Here is a 22,922-nt window from a genome sequence, read left to right on the forward strand (position 1 = left end):
TATGTGAAGGCAACCGGGTTAGAAGTCCCAGTCGTCGTCGACGGTGGACTCAGCCTTGCCCATGACGTAAGACGAGCCGGAGCCGGAGAAGAAGTCGTGGTTCTCATCGGCATTCGGCGACAGTGCCGAGAGGATCGCCGGGGAGACACGGGTCTCGTCAGCCGGGAACAGACCTTCGTAGCCGAGGTTGTTCAGGGCCTTGTTGGCGTTGTAGCGCAGGAAACGCTTGACGTCCTCGGTCCACCCGAGCTCGTCGTAGAGGTCCTCGGTGTACTGGTTCTCGTTGTCGTAGAGCTCCAGCATGAGGTCGAAGGTGTAATCCTTCAGGTCTTCCTGCTCAGCAGAGGTCAGCTGCTCCATGTTCCGCTGGTACTTGTAACCGATGTAGTAGCCGTGGACAGCCTCGTCGCGAATGATGAGGCGGATGATGTCCGCGGTGTTGGTCAGCTTGGCGTGGCTGGACCAGTGCATCGGCAGGTAGAAGCCGGAGTAGAACAGGAAGGACTCCAGGATGACGGAGGCGGCCTTCTTCTTCTGCGGGTCTTCGCCCTCGTAGTAGTCAAGGATGATCGAGGCCTTGTTCTGCAGGTTCTCGTTTTCCTCGGACCAGCGGAAGGCGTCGGTGATCTCTGGGGTGGAGGCCAGCGTCTGGAAGATCGAAGAGTAGGACTTGGCGTGCACCGACTCCATGAAAGCGATGTTGGTGTACACCGCCTCCTCGTGCGGAGTCAGCGAATCCGGCAGCAGCGAGACGGCGCCGACGGTGCCCTGAATCGTGTCGAGCATCGTCAGACCGGTGAAGACGCGCATAGTCGTGCGCTGCTCCAGCTCGGTGAGGGTGTTCCAGCTCTTGATGTCGTTGGACAGCGGGACCTTCTCAGGCAGCCAGAAGTTGGCGGTGAGGCGGTCCCAAACCTCAGAGTCCTTGTCATCCGGGATGTTGTTCCAGTCGATCGCGGAGATCGGACGGTTCTTGTTCGCCGGGTTGCTGATGCGGTGCGCCGGGGTGTTGATGGGGTTCGTACGTGCCATATTCACATTCCTTGACTGTTCTGCTGAGGGAGGTTCTGGGGAGGCCTTGCGGCCGTACCCGCTACAGCATGCAGCTGACGCAACCTTCGACTTCGGTGCCTTCCAGAGCGACCTGGCGCAGGCGGATGTAGTAGATCGTCTTAATACCCTTGCGCCATGCGTAGATCTGAGCCTTGTTGATGTCACGGGTGGTAGCGGTGTCCTTGAAGAACAGCGTCAGCGACAGGCCCTGGTCGATGTGCTGGGTCGCAGCAGCGTACGTATCGATGGTCTTCTCGTAACCGATCTCGTACGCATCCTGGAAGTACTCCAGGTTGTCGTTATCCATGTGCGGCGCCGGGTAGTAGACGCGGCCGATCTTGCCTTCCTTGCGGATCTCGATCTTAGAAGCGATCGGGTGGATCGACGAGGTGGAGTGGTTGATGTACGAGATGGAGCCTGTCGGCGGGACCGCCTGCAGGTTCCGGTTGTACAGGCCGTGCTCCTGAATCGCCGCCTTCAGCTCACGCCAGTCATCCTGCGTCGGCAGGTGGACAGTGGAGTTCTCGAAGAGCTCACGAACGCGTGCGGTCTTCGGGAGCCACTCGGCGTCGGTGTACTTGTCGAAGAATTCACCGGAGGCGTACTTGGAGTCCTCGAAGCCACCAAAGGTGACCCCACGCTCACGAGCAATGGTGTTGGAGGCCTTGAGCGCCTCGAACAGCACGGCGTAGAAATACATGTTCGTGAAGTCGACGCCCTCCTCTGAGCCGTAGAAGATGTGCTCCCGGCCGAGGTAGCCGTGCAGGTTCATCTGGCCCAGGCCGATGGCGTGGGACTTGTCATTGCCCTTACGGATCGACGGCACCGAGTCGATGGAAGTCTGATCTGCCACAGCGGTCAAGCCACGGATTGCAGCCTCAATCGTCTTAGAGAAGTTAGGCGAATCCATCGCAGCAGCGATGTTCATCGAGCCAAGGTTACAGGAGATATCCTCGCCGACCTCGTTGTAAGTCAGATCCTCGTTATACGTGGAGGCCGTAGAGACCTGCAGAATCTCCGAGCACAGGTTCGAGTGGGTGATGCGTCCCTCGATCGGGTTCGCGTTGTTCACCGTGTCTTCGAACATGATGTACGGGTAACCGGACTCAAACTGGATCTCAGCCAGAGTCTGGAAGAAGCCACGGGCGTTGATCTTGGTCTTGCGGATACGCGGATCCTCGACCATGTCTTCGTAGTGGTCCGAGATGTTCACGTCAGCGAAGGGCTTGCCGTAGACGCGCTCGACGTCGTAGGGGCTGAACAGATACATGTCGTCATTGCGCTTGGCCAGTTCGAACGTGATGTCCGGGATGACCACACCGAGGGACAGGGTCTTGATGCGGATCTTCTCGTCCGCGTTCTCTCGCTTGGTGTCTAGGAAGCGCATGATGTCCGGGTGATGCGCGTGCAGGTACACGGCGCCGGCACCCTGGCGTGCACCGAGCTGGTTGGCGTAGGAGAAGGAGTCCTCGAGCAGCTTCATCACGGGGATGACGCCGGAGCTCTGGTTCTCGATGTGCTTGATGGGAGCACCCATCTCACGCAGGTTCGACAGCAGCAGTGCGACACCGCCGCCGCGCTTGGAGAGCTGCAGAGAGGAGTTCACGGCGCGGCCGATGGACTCCATGTTGTCCTCGATGCGCAGTAGGAAGCAGCTCACCGGCTCGCCGCGCTGGGCCTTGCCGGAGTTGAGGAAGGTCGGGGTGGCCGGCTGGAAGCGGCCTGCGACGATCTCATCGACCAGGTCACGGGCGATCTGCTCGTCACCGTCGGCAAGCGTCAGAGCAACGAGGCACACACGGTCCTCGTAGCGCTCCAGGTAGCGCTTTCCGTCGAAGGTCTTGAGCGTGTACGAGGTGTAGTACTTGTACGCACCCAGGAAGCTCTGGAAGCGGAACTTGTGGGCGTAAGCCTGCTTGAAGAGGGACTTGGTGAACTCGAAGGAGTACTTGTCCAGGACTTCAGCGTCGTAGTACTTGTGCTCGACCAGATAGTCCAGCTTCTCCTGCAGATTGTGGAAGAAGACGGTGTTCTGGTTGACGTGCTGAAGGAAGAACTGACGGGCCGCCTGGCGGTCCTTCTCGAACTGGATCTTCCCCTCATCGTCATAGAGGTTCAGCAGTGCGTTCAGTGCGTGGTAGTCCAACTGGTCGTCGCCGATCGGTTCCGCGACGGTCCTGCCCATTTCAGTCAAAGCCAAAGCCTTCTGCTCCCTATTCTGCGGCGCTCTGCACGCCGTCGATGCGGTGGGTGACCTTACGCCATCCACCACGTCATCCTTGTGTGTGGGTCGTGTTGGATTCGTGGCCACGACAGCCACAATGTTGTGTCCCTGAACCGGTGTGGGTCAGGCAGAGCCGTTCGCCGGTGCACCACCGGAGACTAGTCCGACTTCCGACATTCGCGCGTTCTCGGAAAGTCTCTGCTCGAACTCGTCCAGCCCCTCCCTGACTCGGGCCACGTCATAATCAGTGCCCATCAGTTCGAAGCGGTACAAGTACGGAACTTTGCACTTGCCAGAGATCACGTCTCCAGCCAGTCCAAAGTCCGAACCGAAGTTGGTGTTTCCAGCTGCGATCACTCCGCGGATGTATCCACGGTTGTGCTCGTTGTTGAGGAATCGGATCACCGGAAGGGGGACGGGCCGGGAGTTCTCGCCCGTCACGGATACGCCGCCGCCGTAGGTCGGGCTGATGAGCACGTACGGCTCATCGACCGACAGTGGCTCCGCGTCTTTGCGGTGGGGAATCGCCGCGGACGGCAACCCCAGCTTCTCGACGAACCGGCGGGTGTTCCCCGTCGCTGACGAATAGTAAACAACGAGCACGGGTTCCCCTTCCCCTCGTGTGTTCCGCGGGTGTTCCTTCACGAAAGGCCGTGACCGGAACGAACCCGGGTCACGGCCTGCGCCTTGGTGATGAGCGCGGTTACGCCGCCTGCAGGCCCTTGATCCGCTCGGGGCGGAATCCGGACCAGTGGTCGGCGCCATTGACGACGACCGGGGCCTGGAGGTGACCCAGCGCCATGACGTAGTCACGAGCGGAGTCATCCATGGAGATATCGATGACGTCGTAAGCGATACCGGCCTTGTCCAGGGCACGGGTGGTGGCTCGACACTGAACGCAGGCGGGCTTGCTGTAAACGGTGATCATGATGCTCTTCCTTCGACGGATTTTCCAGCCTGAACCAGGCTTTACCAAGAGTTTTCCGCACCCCTTGGCGACAAGACGAAACACTACACTTGGGCACGGAAAAAGGCTAGTGGCACAACATGTTGTGCCGATTCCATCAAACAGCCAAGTAAACGACACCACTGTCACTACATGTTGCGCCTCCACCAGAGCCCTCCGGCTGACATCCTTGTAATTTCCCCCGAAATTCCTCGGAAGCCCGTTCAGGAATCACCCGTCGACTCGGACACCCGAGCGCTTCCACCGTTAGCCCAAAGGCCAACTAGCTCAACAGATCCCAGCGCCCATCACGCTTCGGACCCACCCCACATACCGACTTGAGTCGTGAAATGAGAAAAGGCCGCACCCCCGGATTTTCACCCGGTGGTGCGGCCTCCGCCCCCTCTTAGGGGAGCTCCACGATCAGCCCTGACGAGCCTTGAAACGCGGATCCTTCTTGTTGATCACGTAGACCTTGCCACGACGACGCACGACCTGGGCGCCCGGCTTGTTCTTCAGCGACCGAAGGGACTTACGGACCTTCATTCGGGCGCTCCTTTCTGCTCGGCTCGGAGAGTGGACAGCGGATGCGCCAAACAATATGGCCCGACCGTCCCGCGTGACTCCCGATAGGCGTCACGGCACGAGGGCTGATGTTACCGCAAGTACACTCGGAAGATCAAAAGCCCTATGTCTGGACCCGCTTCTTCTCCATGAGTTTCTGGATCTCAGCGAGCGATCGGCCCGTAGTTTCTGGCACAAATCGCAGCGTGAACACCAGCGCGACCGCTCCGGTGACCGCGAAGAAGACGAAGGACCACGAGCCGCCAACGACATCAACCATCGGAAGAAACGCCTGGGCAACAAACCAGTTAGCGGTCCACAGGGCGAGGCCGGCAAGCCCCATGCCGGTGCCTCGGACCTGAGCCGGGATGATCTCTGCAATCAGGAGCCATGTCACCACGGATACTGCCGCCTGCTGGAAGGCGATGAAGAGGGCCATGAGGCCCAGGGCAAACAATGCAGCCGTCGAAGAGCCAGCCGCCAGTGAATAGACAGGAGCGAGGATCAACAGACAGGTGGCACATCCAGCCAGTCCGATCAGAAGGAGCCTGCGCCGGCCGACCCGGTCAACGATGAACATTCCCACCGCACACATGACCACGGAGACCACTCCGATAAGAATCGAGGTGTACACGGAGTTCTGCGTCGACATTCCCACCTGGTTCATCATCGTCGGCGCGAAATACACGATGGCATTGGCGCCGGTGATCTGCTGAGTAATGCCAATGGCCATCGCGATGATCACGGCCCGACGGATCCACGGGGTCTGAAGGGCCTCCCGCTCCTGCCTACGGACCTCAGCGTTGGAGGAACCCTCGGCGATTTGGATGTCGGTAAGCGTCGCATTTGGTCCGCGCATCGAGCGCAGCACCCGGATTGCTTCCTCAGTGCGTCCCCTACGCGCCAAGTACGCGGGAGTGTCAGGCAGGAACATCAGGCCGATCAGCAAGATAATGCCGGGCACTGCACCGAGGCCCAGCATCCACCGCCAGGATCCGGAGGATGCCAACGCTGAGTTGGTCAGGAAGGCGACGAGCTGTCCGACCACAATCATCAGTGAATTCAGCGTGACCAGGCGGCCGCGGACGCTTGGCGGCGCCATCTCCGAGATGTACATCGGCACCACGATCGAGACGGCACCAATGCAAAGTCCAAGGACGGTCCGAGCCATCCCGAGTGACATCACGGAGCCCGCCCAGGCGCACCAGAATGAACCAAAGATGAAGCCGATGGCTCCCATCCGGATGGTGCTGCGTCGGCCAATGGCATCGGCAACTCGGCCGCCAACAAGGGCGCCGATGGCTGCGCCGACCAACAGCATGGCGGTGATGGTGCCCTGCTGGGTCGGGGTCATCGGGAAGTCGCGCTCAATGAAGAGCAACGCCCCGGAGATCACTCCGGTGTCGTAGCCGAACAACAAGCCGCCGAGCGCCGCCACAGCCGCGACGAATATCAATTTGCGGCTCGACCACTCGGTCGCCGTGGCGGCTCCTGCCCCGGACTTTTCCGGAGCGTTTCCGTCGCCTGGGTGCGAGGAAAAATCTTCGTTAAACGGTTCTGATGGCGATGTGCTCACCGTGGACATCATGCCAGTCGTCCGTACGATTGCAGCATGTCAGCCTTACAGCAGCAGATCATCACCGAACTCAACGTCAAACCAACCGTTGATCCGGCCCAGGAAGTGGAGACTCGCGTCGCGTTTCTCTGTGACTACCTGCGCGCTACCGGGGCAAAGGGGTTTGTGCTGGGCATCTCCGGGGGACAGGACTCAACTCTGGCCGGCACGCTGTGTCAGCGTGCCGTAGAAAAGCTGCGTTCCGACGGTCACGACGCCACATTCACCGCCGTCCGCCTCCCTTACCGAATCCAGGCCGATGAGGATGACGCCCAGAAGGCGCTGACGTTTATCAATGCCGATGAACTGGTGACGGTGGATATCGCGCCCGGTACGGATGCGGTGTCGGAGTCGGTGGCAGGAGCCGTCGGGAAGCAATCTTTGGGCGATTTCAATAAGGGAAACGTGAAGGCGCGCATGCGGATGATCGCGCAATACGCGATCGCCGGGGAGCGCGGTCGGCTGGTTGTCGGCACCGATCATGCGGCTGAAGCGGTGACCGGTTTCTACACCAAGTTCGGTGATGGCGCGGCAGATCTGCTGCCCCTGGAGGGCCTGAGTAAACGTCAGGGTGCGAGTTTGCTGGAGTATCTCGGCGCGCCCAAGGAGACCTGGCTGAAGGTGCCTACCGCAGACCTGGAGGAAGACCGCCCCGCGCTTCCCGACGAAGAGGCACTCGGCGTCACCTACACCGCCATCGATACCTATTTGGAGGGTGGGACCGTCGATACGAAGGACGCTGAGCGGATTGAGCATCTCTTCACGATCACTCGGCACAAGCGGACCACTCCCCCGGGCCCGTCGGCGACGTGGTGGCACGAAAAGCCGGGTGAATAAGAGGTTCTAAAGCACTAAAAGGGTGGACCCAATCGGGTCCACCCTCAACTGTCACAACTGACCTGTGACGAAAGCCGTTATTCGCCGGCTGAGGCGATCTCCGCGTCAGCGGCGGCCTGGAACGCTGCAGCACCGGCGGCCCAGATACCGTCGACGTCCACATCCTTGTCCTGGACCAGCTCAGCGTTGATCAAACCATGCGCGAACGCCCACATCGCCAGGCCAGCAACCGGGTTGTGTGTCACCTGCGTGAACGGCTCGCGGATGCGCATATCGAGCTCATCGGGGTTCGTGATGTCGACGGCCTTCGAGCGGAAGATCAAGCGGTAGCCATTGCGATCCGCCAGGGCGTACTCGCGGTACGCAGCCAGGACGGAACGGGCAGTGGGCTCAGCCGCGTACGCCTCATGGAGCGCATCGGCGAGGCTGGTCAGCATCTCATCAAGCAGGAATCGGAACAGTTCGTCCTTGCCGCTGATGTGCTTGTAGAGGGAGGGAGCTTTCACTCCCAGACGCGCGGCAAGACGACGCATCGACACGGCGTTCCAGCCAGACTCACGCAGCATGGCACGAGCTTCGTCGAGGATCTTGCGCACGCGAGGTGACTCGGAGCCAGTCGCGGACGACGGCGAAGCGACGGCCTCGGACTCGAAACCGTCCGCAACGGGAGCCTCGCTTGACTCCGCTTGTGCGGTCAGTCGGGGATCTATGTTGTCAGTCACAGGATAACCCTAGCGTGACCGCGACCCTATTTTCTAGTGGCCTGGGTAACACCATTCTCGAAAAAGGTTATGCCACTGCACTTTCACCAGCTCTAACACTATTCACAGCAAGCCCATCGACATTACCCCATATACCCCCGTTAATTCTAATTAAGTCCCTCAATGGCCACTGGCAGCGGGGGCGGTGCACACCCGGATCACGTTTGAGACGGCCAACTGACATTGGGCGAATGCAACGCGTTCCAACCGATTTCGAGACATGCTGCACCTGGCTCAAACCTGCCTCGACGCTTGTTGCGCAGGTCCTCATTCACGGCGAACTAGATAGCTCAGGTGAAGCACTCGATTACCCGAAATGACTATGTCGGGATTCTCTAAGAGGTGCTGCATGTCGACCGAACCGAAGTAACGTTTTCCTGACCCAAACACGACCGGCGCCACGTCCATTCGCACCTCATCTATCAGGCCCGCAGCAAATGCCTGACCACCGACATCACCAGCAGAAAACTCGACGATCCGATCACCTGCAAGCTTTTGGGCTGTGGACATAGCCGCCTCAATATTGTCGACAAAGCGAAACGGCGCCCCGGAATCCCAACCGTTCGGTGCAGGCCGATGCGTCACAACGACCACGTGATCCACACCGCCTGGCGGGATACCGCCCCATCCTTCGGTGAGGTCGAAGACATGGCGGCCGACGATCGTCACCCCAACTTGATCCCAATACGGCCGGATATGCTCGTAGGACACCTGACTCACTTTGAGAATGCCGCTGTCATCCAGGGGCACATCACCACTGACTAACCATTCAAACAATGGCCCGGGATCATCCTTGTCATCGGCAATAAAGCCATCCACTGACGCGGACGCATTCATGACTACTTTCCCCATGTGATCCTCCTCTGGTGTGAGTCCCAAGACTAATGAGGAAGGCACCGGCCCCCTAGGGAACGGTCTGCCTGAGGCGCTGTCAGGCTTCGACGCGCTGCGTCGCGATGAGCCGGCTGAGCGCAGATAATTTGTCGTAGATGTGCTTCTGCCACCAGCAGCCCCAACGGGCTGCAGCGTCCGGATCCCAACCTAGCTAGCTCCTCGCCTAACGTAAGAGCCCAGAAGAAGGCCAACGATGTCCACGCAGTGGCGTCAAGGATGTCCACTGACGGTTACCGCATCGTTCATCTGGGCAGACATAGAGCCTTGACGCCCACAAAGTCCGACAAAGCCCGTCAAAACGAGAAAGAAGGGGCACCCTCCGAATCGGAAGATGCCCCTTCAAAAGTGGAGCTAACGGGATTCGAACCCGTGACCCCCACACTGCCAGTGTGGTGCGCTACCAGCTGCGCCATAGCCCCGTGAGGTATGAAATTGAGGTACCTAATCAGCACTCCAAAAAGGGAATGCGACAAGGAGTGGAGCTAACGGGATTCGAACCCGTGACCCCCACACTGCCAGTGTGGTGCGCTACCAGCTGCGCCATAGCCCCTCAAAAGACAAGCCCTAAGGCTCTCCTTCGACTTCAATGAACCTACACGCTACGGCGGAGGTTCCCCAAATCACCAGGTACCTGTCTCTGGACCCCAGTCCGGTGCCCACTTTGGAGCCACTTCTGCACCACTATTGGCGCTTCCCTCGAAGCTCCAAAAGGGGCAACCAACGAGAACGGCCCCACCCTTCCAGGTGGAAGGAGCGGGGCCGAATCAGTTCACGAACCGCGTGGGCTAGTTTTCGGAGTTCTCCGCGTCTTCAGACTGTGCGTCCTCCGGCTCAGACTCAGTCTGGTCTGCGTCAGCGGAATCGGCACCTGCATCAGACTGACCGACCTCGAGAGCAACCATGACCCAGGAGCCGAGGTTGCTGCCGATGACATCCATCAGGCTCTGGCCGTCGACGGAGAGTGCCGGGGTGGCAACCTGGCCGTCGTTAAGCGCGCGAATTCCATCTTCGTTCACGGCTGCAGCAGCCTTGGTGTCCTCCAGGTCCAGGCCGTCGCGGACCTGGTCAACGATGGAGGAATCTGCACCCATGACCTCGAGGCGATCTGCCATGTCATTCCAGTCCCAGCGCATTGCGTTGGTCTGGTCTTCCATCAGCAGGGTGTGGAAGTTCCAGAAGACGTTGGCGTCACCGTTCTCGGCGAGCAAGCGCAGGATCGCGGTTGCCTGGGTCGAGTGTCCGTCCGCGCCCTGGTCGAGGAATACGACCGGGCGGAACTCGATGATCAGGTCGCCACCTTCAAGCGCCGCGACCTGGTCAGAGTGGCTCTGGGTTGCCATGTCCGCACAGACGTGGCAGGAGACGTCTTCGTACAGGACTGCGGTCACCGCATCGTCGCCAGCGTTCGGCGACTGCAAGGTGATGGCGTCACCGTCGAGGGAGACGGTCAAGTCGACCTCTTCATCGGGAAGGCCTTCGATCGGCTGGTTGCGGCCGATGTACAGCATCACGCCTACAACCAGGACGACGATGGCAATCAACGCACCGACGCCGATGAGGAAGCCCTTGTTTGACTCATTTGGATTCTTGATCTTCGCGCTCACGGGTTACACGGTAGCCCCTAACCCTGAGCAGCGGGTAACACACGCCCGAGCATCAGTTCATGTTGGTGCCCCACAGCAGTTCAACGACCCCACCCCAGAGCATGGGTGCCGACATCTATCAAATGGAGGTCACCGAGCCTGGCGCGGAGAACGCTGCAGGTTAAGCCCCGATCACCTCGTCGACGATGACCTTCGCTTCGCGCTGGACCGTCTCCACGTGGTCCTGCCCGAGGAAGGATTCGGCGTAGATCTTGTACTTGTCTTCGGTGCCGGACGGGCGAATCGCACACCAGGCGTTATCGGTAACGAGCTTCAGCCCGCCGATGGCTGCATCATTGCCCGGCGCGCGGGTCAGCTTCGCGGTAATGGCCTCCCCTGCCAGTGAATCGACCTTCACCTGCTCCGGGGACAGCGCCTTGAGCACAGCGCGCTGTTCGCGGTTCGCCTCCGCGTCAGTCCGTGAGTAGTACGGAGTGCCGAATCGGTCGGTCAGTTCGGCATAGCGCTGCGAGGGGGTCTTACCGCTAGTGGCGAGGATCTCTGCGGCGAGCAGGTCCATGATGATGCCGTCCTTGTCGGTGGACCACACTGTGCCGTCTTTACGTAGGAAGGAGGCACCAGCGGATTCTTCGCCGCCGAAGCCGAGGGATCCGTCGAAAAGCCCATCGACGAACCACTTGAAGCCGACGGGCACCTCCACGAGGCGTCGACCAAGGTCACCAACAACTCGGTCGATCATCGACGAGGACACCAAAGTCTTGCCCACCCCGGTGTCCTGCGCCCAACCCGGACGGTTGCTGAACAGGTGCTCGATCGCCACTGCCAAGTAGTGGTTCGCGTTCATCAGCCCGTGGTCGGGGGTGACGATGCCGTGGCGGTCAGCGTCGGCATCGTTGCCGGTCGCGATGTCGTACATATCGCGCTGCTGCACCAGAGACGCCATCGAATTCGCCGAGGAGCAATCCATACGGATGCGTCCATCGGTGTCGAGGGTCATGAAACGCCAGGTGGCGTCGACAAGCGGGTTCACAACCGTCAGATCTAGGTTGTGCGCGTCCGAGATCGCCCCCCAGTAATCGACCGACGCTCCACCCATCGGGTCTGCGCCGATCCGCACTCCTGCGGAGCGGATCGCGTCAAGGTCCACCACGTTCGGCAGGTCAGCGACGTAGTTGCCCATGTAGTCATGCTTTACGACGCCCCCTTCTCCCCCTCCCGTCACACTCCCAACGGAGTTCCTCTCCACACCAGCGAGTCCGTCCGCGATGTACGCATTGGCTCGTTCTGCAATCCAGTCGGTGGCGCCGGCGTCCGCCGGGCCGCCATTGGGCGGGTTGTACTTGAAGCCGCCGTCACGGGGCGGGTTATGAGACGGGGTGATGACGAGGCCGTCGGCACGCGATTTATCGCCGCCAGTAGGACCTCCCGGAAGCTTCGCGTTGTGGGTAAGGATCGCGTGGCTAACTGCGGGGGTTGGGGTGAAGCGGCCGTCGGCGTCAACAAGCGCGGTGAGGCCATTACCGGTGAGAACCTCCAGTGCGGAGATCATCGCCGGCTCGGACAGCGCGTGCGGATCACGGCCGACATACACCGGCCCCTCGATCCCCTGATTTTTCCGGTAATCAACGATGGCCTGGGTAGTTGCCAGGATGTGGGCCTCATTGAACGAGGTGTCCAGGGAGGAACCACGGTGCCCGGATGTACCGAACACCACTGCCTGATCAGGGTTCTCCACATCCGGAGTCCGGGTGTAATACGCGGTGACCAGTTCTGCGATGTCGATGAGATCGTCGGGAAGCGCGGTCTGTCCTGCACGTTCGTGAGCCATGGTTCCTCCTCGTTCAGCCGGGGCCTGTCGCGCCGGCGCCTGCTACCAGTGTTCCCGGATTTGCCCGACCGCGCAGGGGTAGCCTCTTGCCCATGAAACGAAGTGGTGCGATCGCGCTGGTCGCCATCGGAGGTGCAGCGGGCACGACCGCACGGTTTCTGCTGACTGAAGGCCCGTGGGATGCGGTCTGGGCGACCGTCGCCATCAATCTCATTGGCTGCGCATTGATGGGGGTAGCGGCATCGGCGTTAGCGCCCTCCGGTCCTTGGTGGCCGCTAGTCGGGCCTGGATTCCTCGGCGGTTTCACTACGTTCTCTGCCTTCGAGCTTCATGCCTCCGAGAGCTGGTCGGCGGTCATCGTCACAGTTCTGTTCGCTCCGTTGGTGTACTGCACGATGAAGGTAGCCACTGACAACACACGTGCTCGATCCGGCCCCTCACCGAAGGTGGCCCCCTGATGTCGTGGTCCCTTGTTCTCCTCGTTGCCGTGGCCGGTGCGGTCGGCTCGGTGCTGCGGCTTCTGGTCTCCGGGTGGGGTCGTCCTGGAGTTTTCGCGGCCAACACGGTCGCCTGTCTAGTCGCAGGTCTGGCTACTGGATGGCTTGACTCTGGCTCGGCGCTGACTGTCGTGATCGTGGTCGGTCTGGCGGGCGGTCTATCGACCTGGTCGACGCTCGCAGCTCAAGTCGGCGAGAGTTGGCTAGACCGCAAATACGGGACAGCACTGGGGTATTTGGGGGCAACACTGCTCGCGGGCGTAACCGCCATCACCGTGGGATACACAATCGGAACCGTTCTTTAACCTGAATTTTTCGGGTTTCAGTGGGTTTATTCACGGCGAAATCTCAGGAAGACAGTATGGTTCTCTCATGGCTGAGTTTTTCAACTGGCTCGACGGTTTCGTCTGGAGCCCATTCCTCCTCATTCCGGTGCTGCTCGGCACCGGCCTCTGGCTCACGTTCCGTCTGGGATTCCTCCAGTTCCGGAAGCTGGGCGCTGGTCTGCGTCTGGGGCTGGTCCAGCGCAACGACGACGGTGGCGAGGGTGACATCTCCCAGTATCAGGCGCTCTCGACCGCACTGGCGGCGACCGTAGGCGTCGGCAACATCGTGGGTGTCGCCACCGCCATAGGTATTGGTGGCCCCGGGGCGCTGTTCTGGATGTGGATAACCGGCCTCGTCGGCATGGCTTCCAAGTACGCGGAAGCTTTCCTGGGGGTCAAGTACCGCACCAAGGATGACGCCGGTGAGCAGTCCGGTGGTCCGCAGTACTACTTGAAGAAAGCCATCCCGAACGGCTTCGGCAAGGCACTCGCGCTGATCTTCGCGATCTTCGCCGCCATCGCCGCATTCGGCATCGGCAACATGACTCAGGCGAACGCCGTGGCGACCAACCTGGAATCATCTTTCGGCGTTGATCCGGTCGTATCCGGCATCATCATGTTCGTCGGTGTCGGCGCTGTCCTGCTCGGCGGCATCAAGTCCATCGGCCGCGTCACCGCAGCTTTCGTCCCCATGATGATCGTGCTGTACGTTGGCGCCGCTGTGTGGGTGCTCATCGCCAACGTCGACGCACTTCCTGCCGCCCTTGCCCTCATCTTCACCGACGCCTTCACCGGTAGCGCCGCCACCGGTGGGTTCCTCGGCGCTGGGATCATCCTCGCGATCCAAATGGGTGTCGCCCGCGGTTTGTTCTCCAATGAGTCCGGCATGGGCTCTGCGGCCATCGCCGCCGCCGCCGCGAAGACCACCCACCCGGTGCGTCAAGGCCTGGTCTCCATGACCCAGACGTTCATCGACACCATCATCGTCGTGTCCATGACCGGCCTAGTCATCATCACCACCGGGGCCTGGCGCGAAGGTGCCGAAGACGTCGGCTCGATGACTTCCAATGCATTCTCCAACGGCCTACCAGGCCACTGGGGCGGGTCGATCGTGGCTCTGTCCATCGTGTTCTTCGCCTTCTCTACGATGCTGGGATGGTCCTACTACGGCGAGCGTTCGTTTGAGTCCCTCGTCGGCCGCAGGGGCACCATTCCTTACCGGCTGGTCTTCACCTTCGTTGTCCTCATCGGTGCCACCCTGGAGCTTGAGACCGTCTGGGCGTTCGCCTCCGCATTGAACGGCCTGATGGCGCTGCCGAACCTCATCGGCCTGGTGATCCTCTCCGGACTCATTGCCCGCGAGACGAAGGCCTACCTGTCCTTCGACCCGCAGCTGCGTGCCACCGCCGCTCAGGTCGAAGAGTGGCAGCGCACCCAGATTCTCGTCGGAGACGACATGTCTAAGGCTCCGAAGAAATAGTACTCGGCCAGCTCTTGCGCTCAGCGCAACGAATGCCCTGCGGTTCCATTGGAATCGCGGGGCATTTTCTGTCGTTCAACGTTTGCGCCACACCGGACAGCCCCAGGCTTCCCGGTAGCCCCTGCCATCGGAGGAATCCAGGAATCAGCGACCTGCACAAACGCCGACGAGATTCCTCCCGTCACGGGGTGCACCGATACGGGGTGCACGGCAGAAAGAACTCGCCGCCACTTACAGGTGCTCTCTCACGCCCCTTCGGGCTAGTCCGTGATTATTCGGAGCAGGTCGGTGCCGACTCCGGGTCGTCCAATGCGACGAGTGCCTCGTCGAGGGTGCTGACGTCGTACAGCGTCATGTCACCGGCGTCCGCCGTGGTCGCCTCTGCACAGTTGCCAGAGGGAACCAGGAACATTTCAATGCCAGCGTCCCGGGCAGCGGTGATCTTGTGCGTGATGCCACCGATCTCTCCGACGGAGCCCGAGGCATCAATCGTGCCGGTTCCAGCGACAGCGTTGCCACCGGTGAGGTCGCCTTCGCTAAGCTTGTCGATGACGCCAAGCGTGATGATCAGGCCGGCGCTCGGCCCGCCGATTCCGGTGACGTTGTAGTTAATCTGCATGCCGTCGCCTGGCTGGGTGGACATGCCGATGCCGAGGAAGCCTGCGTCGGAATCGTCAGGGTTCTCCCCCAGAACGATCTCCTTCTGCTCCTCATTGCCATCCCGGTTGATGACGACGGGAAGAGAGTTTCCCGGCGCCATCCCCATCACTCGGTCGCGGACGCTGTCCGGGCCGGTGACATCCTCGTCACCAACACGCACGAGGACGTCGCCTTTTTCTAGCTCCCCTGCTGCCACACCGTCTTCTTGGACGAATGCGACGACAACTTCCATCGGCAGCTGCAAGTGATCCAACGCCGCGGCAGTTGCATTGGCCTCAGAATCGGTGAAGGCCTGCAGGTTGCGTTCTTGCACCTCGTCCTGGCTCATGCCAGACGGGAAGATCGTCTCAATCGGCACGATGCGCTGTTCGGGATCCGCCCATTTCGCGATGGCCGCCGGCAGGTTAAGCCCGTGGGTAACAGCCACGGTAGTCAGGTCGAACTGCCCCTCCGAGGCGATGTCGACCTCTGCGCCGGTGATCTCGATTGCAGGTTCGCCCTCCACGTCTTCCAGCACGTTGACCAGCGGCCCCGGCCCTTCAGAGGCGAACGGAACGGTCCCCAGCGGCGAGGCGATCAGCGCTGCCAGGCCCACTACGGGGACAGCGCCGACGATCAGTGTTTGAAGTCGGCGATTCACACTGGCTAACGATACCGGTTCGCCCCCTGCGCGTCGGTACCCGCCCGTGGTGGCCTGGCGGTGTGTGCGGCCCCAGTCTCAGGGAATTCCCGTGTTCGCCCTTAGCGAGGATTTCCTCTGACTGCCTCTCCCCTCAGCTCGCGCCGGTACCCTTGCGGTATGAGTAACCAGGGTTTCGGATTCTCCTCCAACGACGACGATGACGAGCGCAAGGACGACAACCAGAACAACCCGAACAACCCGTTCGGCATGTTCGGATTTCCCCTGGGCGGCTTCGGCTTCGGCGGCCAGCCCGGCGGCAACGCAGGTAACGGCGACCAGCAGGGTGGGCCGAATGGTCCAGGTGGTCTCGGGGACATCCTCAACCAGTTTGGGCAGATGCTGTCCGGCTTCAGCCAGCAGATGGACAACCCGCAGGGTGGAGCCGTCGATCACGGCGCCGCCGAGCGCATCGCCCTGCAGAAGATCGGCAACCCTGCCCCGATCCGCGAGTCACAGCGAACGGCGCTGACGGATTCTCTCCGTCTGGTCGAACTGTGGCTGGACGATTCCACGGTGCTGCCGGTTGGCGCCGACCGGGCAGAGGGCTGGAACACCCGCCAGTGGCTGGAAAACACCATGCCAACGTGGAAGCGCGTGGTTGATCCGGTGGCCTCGAAGATGAACGATGCTTCGCTCGCAGGCCTGCCAGAAGAAGCCCGTCAGATGATGGGCCCGATGCTGGGGATGCTCAACCGCGTCAACTCCATGAACTTCGGCGCGCAGCTCGGCAACGCTCTGTCAGATTTGGCGAAGTCCTCCCTCACCGGATCGGACCTCGGCCTTCCGCTGACCATGAGCGGTGCCGCTGTACTGCTGCCCACCAACATCACCGCGTTGGCGGAGGAGCTCGAGCAGCCTAACCGCGAGCTGACTGTCTACCTCACCGCCCGCGAGGCCGCCCACCAGCGCCTGTTCCACCGCGTCCCGTGGCTCGCCGAGCGGATGATTGCCGCGATCGAGGAATACGCCAATGGCCTGACCATGGACTTCTCCTCCATCGAAGAGGCTGCCCGCGGATTCGACCTGGAGTCACTGCAGGACCCGTCGAAGATCCAGGAGGCAATGCAGAGCTTCCAGAACATCGACATGACTCCAAAGGTCACCTCCTCTAACCAGCACGCCCGTACTCGTCTGGAGACGATGCTCGCTCTGGTCGAAGGCTGGGTCGATGTGGTTGTCATGGATTCGCTCGGAGAGCGTCTCCCAGACGCCATGCAGATCGACGAAGCCTGGCGTCGCCGCCGCGCCACCGATGGCGCGCAGAAGGCACTGGAGAAGGCCACTGGCATCGACCTGGCTGCCCCGAAGACTCGCGAGGCTGGTGTCCTGTGGCGCCGTCTCACGGACGCGGTTGGCATCGAGCGCCGTGACGCCGTGTGGGATCACCCGGACTTCCTCCCGGTCGCCGACGACCTAGACAACCCGGCTTCCTTCATCGACGGCATTCTCGGCAGCGCCGACAACGATGACTTCGACCCGATCGCAGCGCTAGAAGAGCAGCTGCGCAAGGAAGCCGAAGAAGGCCGCGACGCACCGGATGACGACGACAACAAGTAGCCCCCCGCCGCGGCCGGTTCTTCCCGGTCCGGCCTAGTGCGCACCCCAGCGCTGATAGGCCTCCAGATAGCCCCTCGCCCTTTCGTGGTGAGGGGCTTTTTGCGCCCAGCCCCAGAACTCATCGGAATGGCCGGTGGCGATGAAGGTGTGGACGAGCTCGTGGACGATGACGTCGTCAAGCACGTATTCAGGCACTTCTGCCAGCCGGTGGGATACGCGGATTCGCACGTTGCCCTTCTCCAGGCTCACCGAGGCCCAGCGCCGCGACATATTCTTCACCCACCGAATCGAGTCGAACTGCGGCCGTCCCTCCAGCACAACCCTGGCTAGGCGCCGGGCCTTCTTCTCCAGTGCGGTGTTGTCCAGCGATGTAGTGATTCGGTTGTGGAGTTGCTCCACCATCTGCGCGACCTGGCGTTTTTCGTCCTCGGGATCCATCCCTGCGGGGACCATGATGACCGTCCGGCGCCCTTCGACCCTGGCTTGGAGGGTCTTGCGCCGTCGGTTCGATCGCCGGATCTCGATGTCCGGGCCGTAATCAGGCGTCTGGGCGGTCATACCCCCAGCGTAGACATATAGCCCCGTTCAGGTGGAGCAATCCGAGTGGGTGTGTTTTGCTCAGTTCATCAGCGAACGGGGGTTGCGATGGTGAATTCTGTCCGGTTACTGGCTGGAACGCAGGTGCTCTTGCGTCCGGGCGGGCGCATCCAATTCGGCGTGCACCCGGCACGGGCACTGGTGTTGGAACTGCCGGAGGGGGTGCAGCCTGGTGCAGTGCTCACGCCGCTCCTGGCGGACCTGCGGTCGCCAGAGGAAAAAACATCGCTTTACGACGCCCTGATCCACTCCGGCCTCCCCACCTCCGTCATCACCGACCTGTTGCGTGACCTTGTCGACGCTGGATTCGCAGCAACCCGAAATGGAGCGAAATGGCCGGCTGTCTTGGTGATCGGCAAAGGCGGGGCGATCGCATTGCGCGGAGCTGTCGCCGCCGCATTGAGATCCCGTGGAGGCCGCGTTGCAGAACGGGCAACAGGCCCGCGCACGACCAGATGGGCCACCAAATTGGCTAATGGTGATGTCTCCGAGGCAGCAGAGATTCCGGACCTGGTCATATTGGTGGGAATGGAGATCCCAGACACCGAATTGCTGCGGCTATTGCGTCGGGCGGCGGTGCCGTTTGTGGGCCTACGGATGCGCGATGGCCGGGGTGTGCTCGGGCCGTGGTGTGCTGCGCGTTTTGAGTCACGCTGCCCCAGTTGTGTCGAAGCCGAGAGGATCCGGGCTGATCCGGCACGGGCTGCACTGGCAATTCAATTGCAGTCGACTAACCCGACCGCTTCCCGACCGGTCGTGGACGCGACCATTGCCGTCCTCATGGCGCATGTACCCACAGACGGCCGAGCGCTGGCTGGGGTCGAGGTCGAGATTTGTCCGGAGAGTCTCACCTCTGTGTTCCACCGGATCATCCCGGATGAGAGGTGCCCGGTGTGTCGACTAGCGGCAGCCGAACCTGCCCGAATATGACGAAGACCCCTTCCTGAAGGAAGGGGTCTATCGCAGAGATGAAGACTTAGGCGTCCTTGATCATCTGAGCGATGGCCTGGTTGGCCGTGTGAGTCAGGTGCAGCGGGAACTGTGCGCCGGTGTTGGTGGTGTCGATGACACCGGTGACGTAACGGTCAGCATCCGAGGCACACATGTGGTTGCCCTGAGTCTGTGCAGCGATATTCACGAACTGGCCGCCGGTGTTAGCTGCCGCCCGGGTGAGCATGTCGTTGCTCCAGTTTTCCATGGCGGTTGCTGCAGCGAAGGGGATACGGGTCTGTGCTCCCGGGACAACGTTAGCCGGGCAGATGTTGTCCGTACCCGGCTCGGTGATCTGCGGGTAACCGACAAACTTAACCTCGCCATCAAAACCGGCCTGGCGCAGGGTATTTACGGCGTGCTCAGCTGCACCAACCGATACGGTGGTCTTGCGGCCCCAGTCGGTGGAGGCGGCCGGGTCAGCCAGAGCCACACCCATGTCCATCTCCTTGTAGGAGTCATTGAAGCCGGCCATGATGATGACCTCGGTGGCGTCTGCAATCTGGTTCTCAGCGATAGCGCGGTCGACCTGGGCCTGGATGCTGTTCGGGTGGAACTCAGCGGCCATGACGGCGCCCGGGCAGGAGTAGTCCACGATCGTATTACCGGTGAGCTCGCCCAGGCGCTGCGGGATGCCGTGGGCATCGCGGCCACAGCCCTCGGTGCCAACGTTGTCCGGCAGGTCCATGCCCTCGGTGGCCACCTGCGACAGCAGGTAGGCCGGAATGTCCGGGTTCGCCATGAACGAGTCACCCAGAGCGATGGTCTTGCCCGGGTTGGCAGTCGCGGTGCCAACACCGACGATGCCGACGCCAACCATGAGTGCTGCCGCGGCGGACGCGACGATGGACTTCAAACGCACGAGGAATCTCCTGAAAGTTCGGGTTGTTCTCCGGGCTTACTGAAGCCCTGCCAACACATACGTCTTGTATGTCGGCCCTGACTGCTCAACGTTACAACGAATCCATAACGTTTGTCACCCGAACGTTATGGATTCTCTCAGGTGTCGTGTGTCACTTGGCTGCAGCCTTGACTGCGTCCGCAACATGCTCGTCCCCATCAAGAACACCGAGCTCGGCTGCACTGAAGGAATCGATGTTGTTGACGATCTCTTCGATCACCGCAGCAACCAACTCACGAGCGGTTTCCCGCTTAGTTCCCTCAGGGACCTCAACGTCATCGCTACCGATGAAGACACCAGTCGCGGGCTGCTCGGTGAGCGAGCCAGGCTTAATGATCACGTACTTCAGTCCGGACTCACGAAGATGCTCATCGGCCGCGGCCTTTGCATCGGCGTAGTGGACGAAGGTCTCGGAGTCAGGGATACCGTGATCTGCACGGGAGCCCCAGTAAGAGATCATGATGAACGCTGCGTTCTTCGGGGTCGCGTCCATTGAGGCCTTCGCCCCGATCTCATCAACGGCGCGGGTCCGATCCGGGTTGCCGCCGCCGGCGCCGGCGGCCCAGATGACCACGTCGGCGTCGGAAAGCAAGTCTTTCCAACCAGATGCGTCTAGCCCCTCAATATCAACGGCGATGGGCTCAGCGCCCCGTGCCTCAACATCGAAGGAGTGGTTCGGGTTGCGGAAGATACCAACGACGTCCGCGCCGTTAGCCGTCAACCTCGGTAGGGTCTGCAGGGCAATTTTTCCGTGGGCTCCAATTACGTAGATCTTCATGTCCCCAGGCTAGGGACGTTAGCTGCCCGCGTCCACGTCCGCAGCCCCGCCAGATCCCTGCGAGCCCTTCCAGCTCTGCACCAAACGGGCGATCCCTTCACCGAATCGATTGGCCTTCACCTCTCCGATTCCAGGGACCCGCATAAGTTCACCTGGTGTGCTCGGCTGCATCTCCGCGATGCCCACCAGCGTCGCGTCAGAGAACACCACAAACGCCGGCACCGACATCTCCCGGGCAGTCTCAGATCGCCAGCCGCGCAATGCGTCCACCAGAGCGGGGTCCGCCGTGGACGGGCAGTTCTCGCAGCGACCAATGATCTTCTCCGCGGGGGTGGCCAATGGCTTGCCGCAATTGCGGCAGACGGTCGGTCGTTTCTTGCTGGATCCGGCCGGACGAACCTCTGGCAATCCGACGCCATCTAGGAACCTCGAACGCCTCCGAATTTTCCTGCCCCCTTCCTGCCGTGCCAGGGACCAAGAGAGCTCCAGGTGTTCCCGGGCGCGAGTGACACCGACATACATCAGGCGCCGCTCCTCCTCCACTTCCTCGGAGCTCTCGCCCTTCTTCAGCGCGTGCTGGATAGGAAGAGTGCCGTCGACAAGACCGACGAGGAACACCGCGTCCCACTCCAAACCCTTCGCAGCGTGGAGGCTGGCCAAGGTGACGCCGCGCAATGTCGGCGGCTGCTTGGCGTCCTGGCGGGTGCGCAGTTGCCCAAGAAGTCCATTGACGTCCAAGTCTGGGTTTACATGGACCAGTTCGTCGACCAGGTCAGCCAAGGCACCGAGGGACTGCCAACGCTCGCGGGCTTGGACACCCTCTGGCTCTTCAGCGGTCAGACCCAGCGGGGCGAGGGTCTCGCGGACGGCAACGGCGAGCTGGGCTCCACGGCCCTTTTCTTCCAGATCCCCAGTGCGGGCGAAACGGATGATGGCGGTAATGGCCTCACGAATCTCCCGGCGCTGGTAGAAACCCTCGCCACCGCGAACCTGGTACGGCACTCCCGCCTCGGACAGTGCCTGCTCGAACACAGCCGACTGCGCATTGATGCGGTACAGGACCGCGATCTCCGAGGGCTCCACTCCGCCGTCCATCAGACGGCGAATTCGCTTTGCGACGACATTTGCTTCCGTCGGCTCATCGTCATATTCGGTAAATGTCGGCTCCGGTCCTTCTGGACGCTGTCCGATCAGTGTCAGCCTCGAACCGGCGAGCCGCCCGGTGGCCTGGTCGATGACCTTGTTCGCAAGGTCCACGACCTGAGGAGTCGAGCGGTAGTCCCGCTGAAGTCGCACAACAGTCGCCTCAGGGTACTTCCGAGAGAAATCCAGCAGGTAGCGGGGACTTGCTCCGGTGAAGGAGTAAATCGTCTGGTTGGGATCGCCGACGACGGTGAGGTCATCGCGGTCGCCGAGCCATGCCTCCAAAACCCGCTGCTGCAGCGGGGTGACATCCTGGTACTCGTCGACGACAAAACTGCGGTACTGCGCCCGGAACTCCTCTGAGACAGCACGGGAATTCTCCATCGCACCGGCGGTATGCAGGAGGAGGTCGTCGAAGTCGAGGAGCATGCCCTCCTCGGAGGATTTAGAGCTCTCGTAGGCGCGGTATGCCTTAGAAATCCGCTCCGGCGGGAACGGCGAGGGTCGGCCGCGTTCAGCCACCGCCTGGGCGTAACCGTCCGGGGAGATGAGCATCGCTTTGGCCCATTCGATCTCACCTAGTACATCGCGGACCGCTTCAGTGGAGTTGTCGATCCCCGCGGCGCGGGTAGCCCGGCCAACCAGCGGGAACTTGTTGTCCAATAGCCGCCACTGAAGATCCCCGGCCACTTGTGGCCAGAAGTAGCGCAACTGCCTCAGCGCAGCGGCGTGGAAGGTACGAGCCTGGACACCAGGAGTGCCCATCCGCTGGAGGCGGTCTCGCATCTCACCGGCAGCGCGGGAGGTGAATGTCACCGCCAGAACTTTGTTCTGACTGACGAACCCCTGGTCGATAAGATGATGGATCCGGTGGGTGATCGTGCGGGTCTTACCGGTACCAGCACCGGCGAGAATGCACACCGGTCCCAACGGGGCCGTGGCGGCCTCACGCTGGTCTGCGTCGAGTCCGGCCAAGTCGGCTATC

Annotated in this window: 21 protein-coding genes and 2 tRNA genes; 6 read left to right on the forward strand and 17 right to left on the reverse strand. The window is 61.4% G+C overall.

The window, feature by feature from the left end; translation table 11 throughout:
* Positions 1-18: 18 nt before the first annotated feature.
* The 6 genes from nrdF to YWU_RS14900 all read right to left on the reverse strand — a co-directional run bounded on the left by nrdF (position 19) and on the right by YWU_RS14900 (position 6,363).
* Positions 19-1,032 carry a class 1b ribonucleoside-diphosphate reductase subunit beta gene (gene nrdF / locus YWU_RS0103225; RefSeq protein WP_034646918.1) on the reverse strand — a complete coding sequence of 338 codons (1,014 nt, stop codon included), beginning with the start codon at positions 1,030-1,032 and terminating at the stop codon, positions 19-21.
* 61 nt (positions 1,033-1,093) lie between these two features.
* A complete protein-coding gene (gene nrdE, locus YWU_RS0103230) occupies positions 1,094-3,238 on the reverse strand; it encodes a class 1b ribonucleoside-diphosphate reductase subunit alpha (RefSeq protein ID WP_051259968.1) in 2,145 nt (714 codons plus the stop codon).
* Between the two features lie 162 nt (positions 3,239-3,400).
* On the reverse strand, positions 3,401-3,880 hold the full coding sequence (gene nrdI, locus YWU_RS14895; protein WP_051259969.1) for a class Ib ribonucleoside-diphosphate reductase assembly flavoprotein NrdI: 480 nt from the start codon (positions 3,878-3,880) through the stop codon (positions 3,401-3,403).
* 100 nt (positions 3,881-3,980) lie between these two features.
* Positions 3,981-4,205, reverse strand: coding sequence for a glutaredoxin-like protein NrdH (nrdH, locus tag YWU_RS0103240; protein WP_027019337.1), 225 nt, complete (start codon positions 4,203-4,205; stop codon positions 3,981-3,983).
* 441 nt (positions 4,206-4,646) lie between these two features.
* Entirely contained in the window at positions 4,647-4,769 is a 123-nt protein-coding gene (ykgO, locus tag YWU_RS0103245) for a type B 50S ribosomal protein L36 (protein ID WP_003852698.1), read from the reverse strand.
* A 142-nt stretch (positions 4,770-4,911) separates the two neighbouring features.
* Positions 4,912-6,363: a sugar porter family MFS transporter gene (locus YWU_RS14900; protein ID WP_276201913.1), complete on the reverse strand. Its 1,452-nt coding sequence runs from the start codon at positions 6,361-6,363 to the stop codon at positions 4,912-4,914.
* Between the two features lie 36 nt (positions 6,364-6,399).
* Here YWU_RS14900 and nadE point away from each other — a divergent pair, with 36 nt between their 5' ends.
* Positions 6,400-7,239 (forward strand): ammonia-dependent NAD(+) synthetase, encoded by an 840-nt coding sequence (gene nadE, locus YWU_RS0103255; RefSeq protein ID WP_027019338.1) that lies wholly within the window; start codon positions 6,400-6,402, stop codon positions 7,237-7,239.
* Between the two features lie 77 nt (positions 7,240-7,316).
* Here the strand turns inward: nadE and YWU_RS14905 are convergent, their stop codons facing one another.
* From YWU_RS14905 to pgm, 6 genes are all read right to left on the reverse strand, one after another.
* Positions 7,317-7,961 carry a TetR/AcrR family transcriptional regulator gene (locus YWU_RS14905; protein WP_051259970.1) on the reverse strand — a complete coding sequence of 215 codons (645 nt, stop codon included), beginning with the start codon at positions 7,959-7,961 and terminating at the stop codon, positions 7,317-7,319.
* A gap of 306 nt (positions 7,962-8,267) precedes the next feature.
* The gene (locus tag YWU_RS0103265) at positions 8,268-8,852 is read right to left on the reverse strand and encodes a dihydrofolate reductase family protein (RefSeq protein WP_027019339.1); all 585 of its coding nucleotides are present in this window, start codon (positions 8,850-8,852) and stop codon (positions 8,268-8,270) included.
* 388 nt (positions 8,853-9,240) lie between these two features.
* A tRNA-Ala gene (locus tag YWU_RS0103270) sits at positions 9,241-9,313 on the reverse strand.
* Between the two features lie 58 nt (positions 9,314-9,371).
* A tRNA-Ala gene (locus tag YWU_RS0103275) sits at positions 9,372-9,444 on the reverse strand.
* 235 nt (positions 9,445-9,679) lie between these two features.
* On the reverse strand, positions 9,680-10,498 hold the full coding sequence (locus YWU_RS14910; protein ID WP_051259971.1) for a DsbA family protein: 819 nt from the start codon (positions 10,496-10,498) through the stop codon (positions 9,680-9,682).
* A gap of 160 nt (positions 10,499-10,658) precedes the next feature.
* Entirely contained in the window at positions 10,659-12,326 is a 1,668-nt protein-coding gene (gene pgm / locus YWU_RS0103285) for a phosphoglucomutase (alpha-D-glucose-1,6-bisphosphate-dependent) (protein ID WP_027019340.1), read from the reverse strand.
* Positions 12,327-12,418: 92 nt separating this feature from the next.
* Here pgm and YWU_RS14915 point away from each other — a divergent pair, with 92 nt between their 5' ends.
* From YWU_RS14915 to YWU_RS14925, 3 genes are all read left to right on the forward strand, one after another.
* Positions 12,419-12,784: a fluoride efflux transporter FluC gene (locus YWU_RS14915; RefSeq protein WP_051259972.1), complete on the forward strand. Its 366-nt coding sequence runs from the start codon at positions 12,419-12,421 to the stop codon at positions 12,782-12,784.
* The gene (locus YWU_RS14920; RefSeq protein WP_051259973.1) at positions 12,784-13,128 is read left to right on the forward strand and encodes a fluoride efflux transporter FluC; all 345 of its coding nucleotides are present in this window, start codon (positions 12,784-12,786) and stop codon (positions 13,126-13,128) included. Before YWU_RS14915 ends, YWU_RS14920 begins: the two co-directional genes overlap by 1 nt.
* Before the next feature lie 67 nt (positions 13,129-13,195).
* Positions 13,196-14,629 carry an alanine/glycine:cation symporter family protein gene (locus YWU_RS14925; RefSeq protein ID WP_051259974.1) on the forward strand — a complete coding sequence of 478 codons (1,434 nt, stop codon included), beginning with the start codon at positions 13,196-13,198 and terminating at the stop codon, positions 14,627-14,629.
* 271 nt (positions 14,630-14,900) lie between these two features.
* Here the strand turns inward: YWU_RS14925 and YWU_RS0103310 are convergent, their stop codons facing one another.
* Positions 14,901-15,929 carry a YlbL family protein gene (locus YWU_RS0103310; protein ID WP_027019341.1) on the reverse strand — a complete coding sequence of 343 codons (1,029 nt, stop codon included), beginning with the start codon at positions 15,927-15,929 and terminating at the stop codon, positions 14,901-14,903.
* A 159-nt stretch (positions 15,930-16,088) separates the two neighbouring features.
* Here YWU_RS0103310 and YWU_RS0103315 point away from each other — a divergent pair, with 159 nt between their 5' ends.
* A complete protein-coding gene (locus YWU_RS0103315; RefSeq protein WP_027019342.1) occupies positions 16,089-17,528 on the forward strand; it encodes a zinc-dependent metalloprotease in 1,440 nt (479 codons plus the stop codon).
* A gap of 33 nt (positions 17,529-17,561) precedes the next feature.
* Here YWU_RS0103315 and YWU_RS0103320 read toward each other — a convergent pair whose 3' ends face one another.
* Positions 17,562-18,086 (reverse strand): SprT-like domain-containing protein, encoded by a 525-nt coding sequence (locus YWU_RS0103320; protein WP_027019343.1) that lies wholly within the window; start codon positions 18,084-18,086, stop codon positions 17,562-17,564.
* Positions 18,087-18,173: 87 nt separating this feature from the next.
* Here YWU_RS0103320 and YWU_RS0103325 point away from each other — a divergent pair, with 87 nt between their 5' ends.
* Positions 18,174-19,055: a hypothetical protein gene (locus YWU_RS0103325; RefSeq protein ID WP_027019344.1), complete on the forward strand. Its 882-nt coding sequence runs from the start codon at positions 18,174-18,176 to the stop codon at positions 19,053-19,055.
* A gap of 46 nt (positions 19,056-19,101) precedes the next feature.
* Here the strand turns inward: YWU_RS0103325 and YWU_RS0103330 are convergent, their stop codons facing one another.
* From YWU_RS0103330 to YWU_RS14930, 3 genes are all read right to left on the reverse strand, one after another.
* A complete protein-coding gene (locus YWU_RS0103330; protein WP_027019345.1) occupies positions 19,102-19,977 on the reverse strand; it encodes a GDSL-type esterase/lipase family protein in 876 nt (291 codons plus the stop codon).
* 151 nt (positions 19,978-20,128) lie between these two features.
* Complete coding sequence (locus YWU_RS0103335; protein WP_027019346.1) at positions 20,129-20,794, reverse strand: NAD(P)H-binding protein; 666 nt, start codon at positions 20,792-20,794, stop codon at positions 20,129-20,131.
* 18 nt (positions 20,795-20,812) lie between these two features.
* Positions 20,813-22,921, reverse strand: coding sequence for an ATP-dependent DNA helicase UvrD2 (locus YWU_RS14930; RefSeq protein ID WP_051260003.1), 2,109 nt, complete (start codon positions 22,919-22,921; stop codon positions 20,813-20,815).
* Position 22,922: the final 1 nt, after the last annotated feature.

The sequence above is a fragment of the Corynebacterium sputi DSM 45148 genome (assembly GCF_000427865.1).
GTDB lineage: Bacteria > Actinomycetota > Actinomycetes > Mycobacteriales > Mycobacteriaceae > Corynebacterium > Corynebacterium sputi.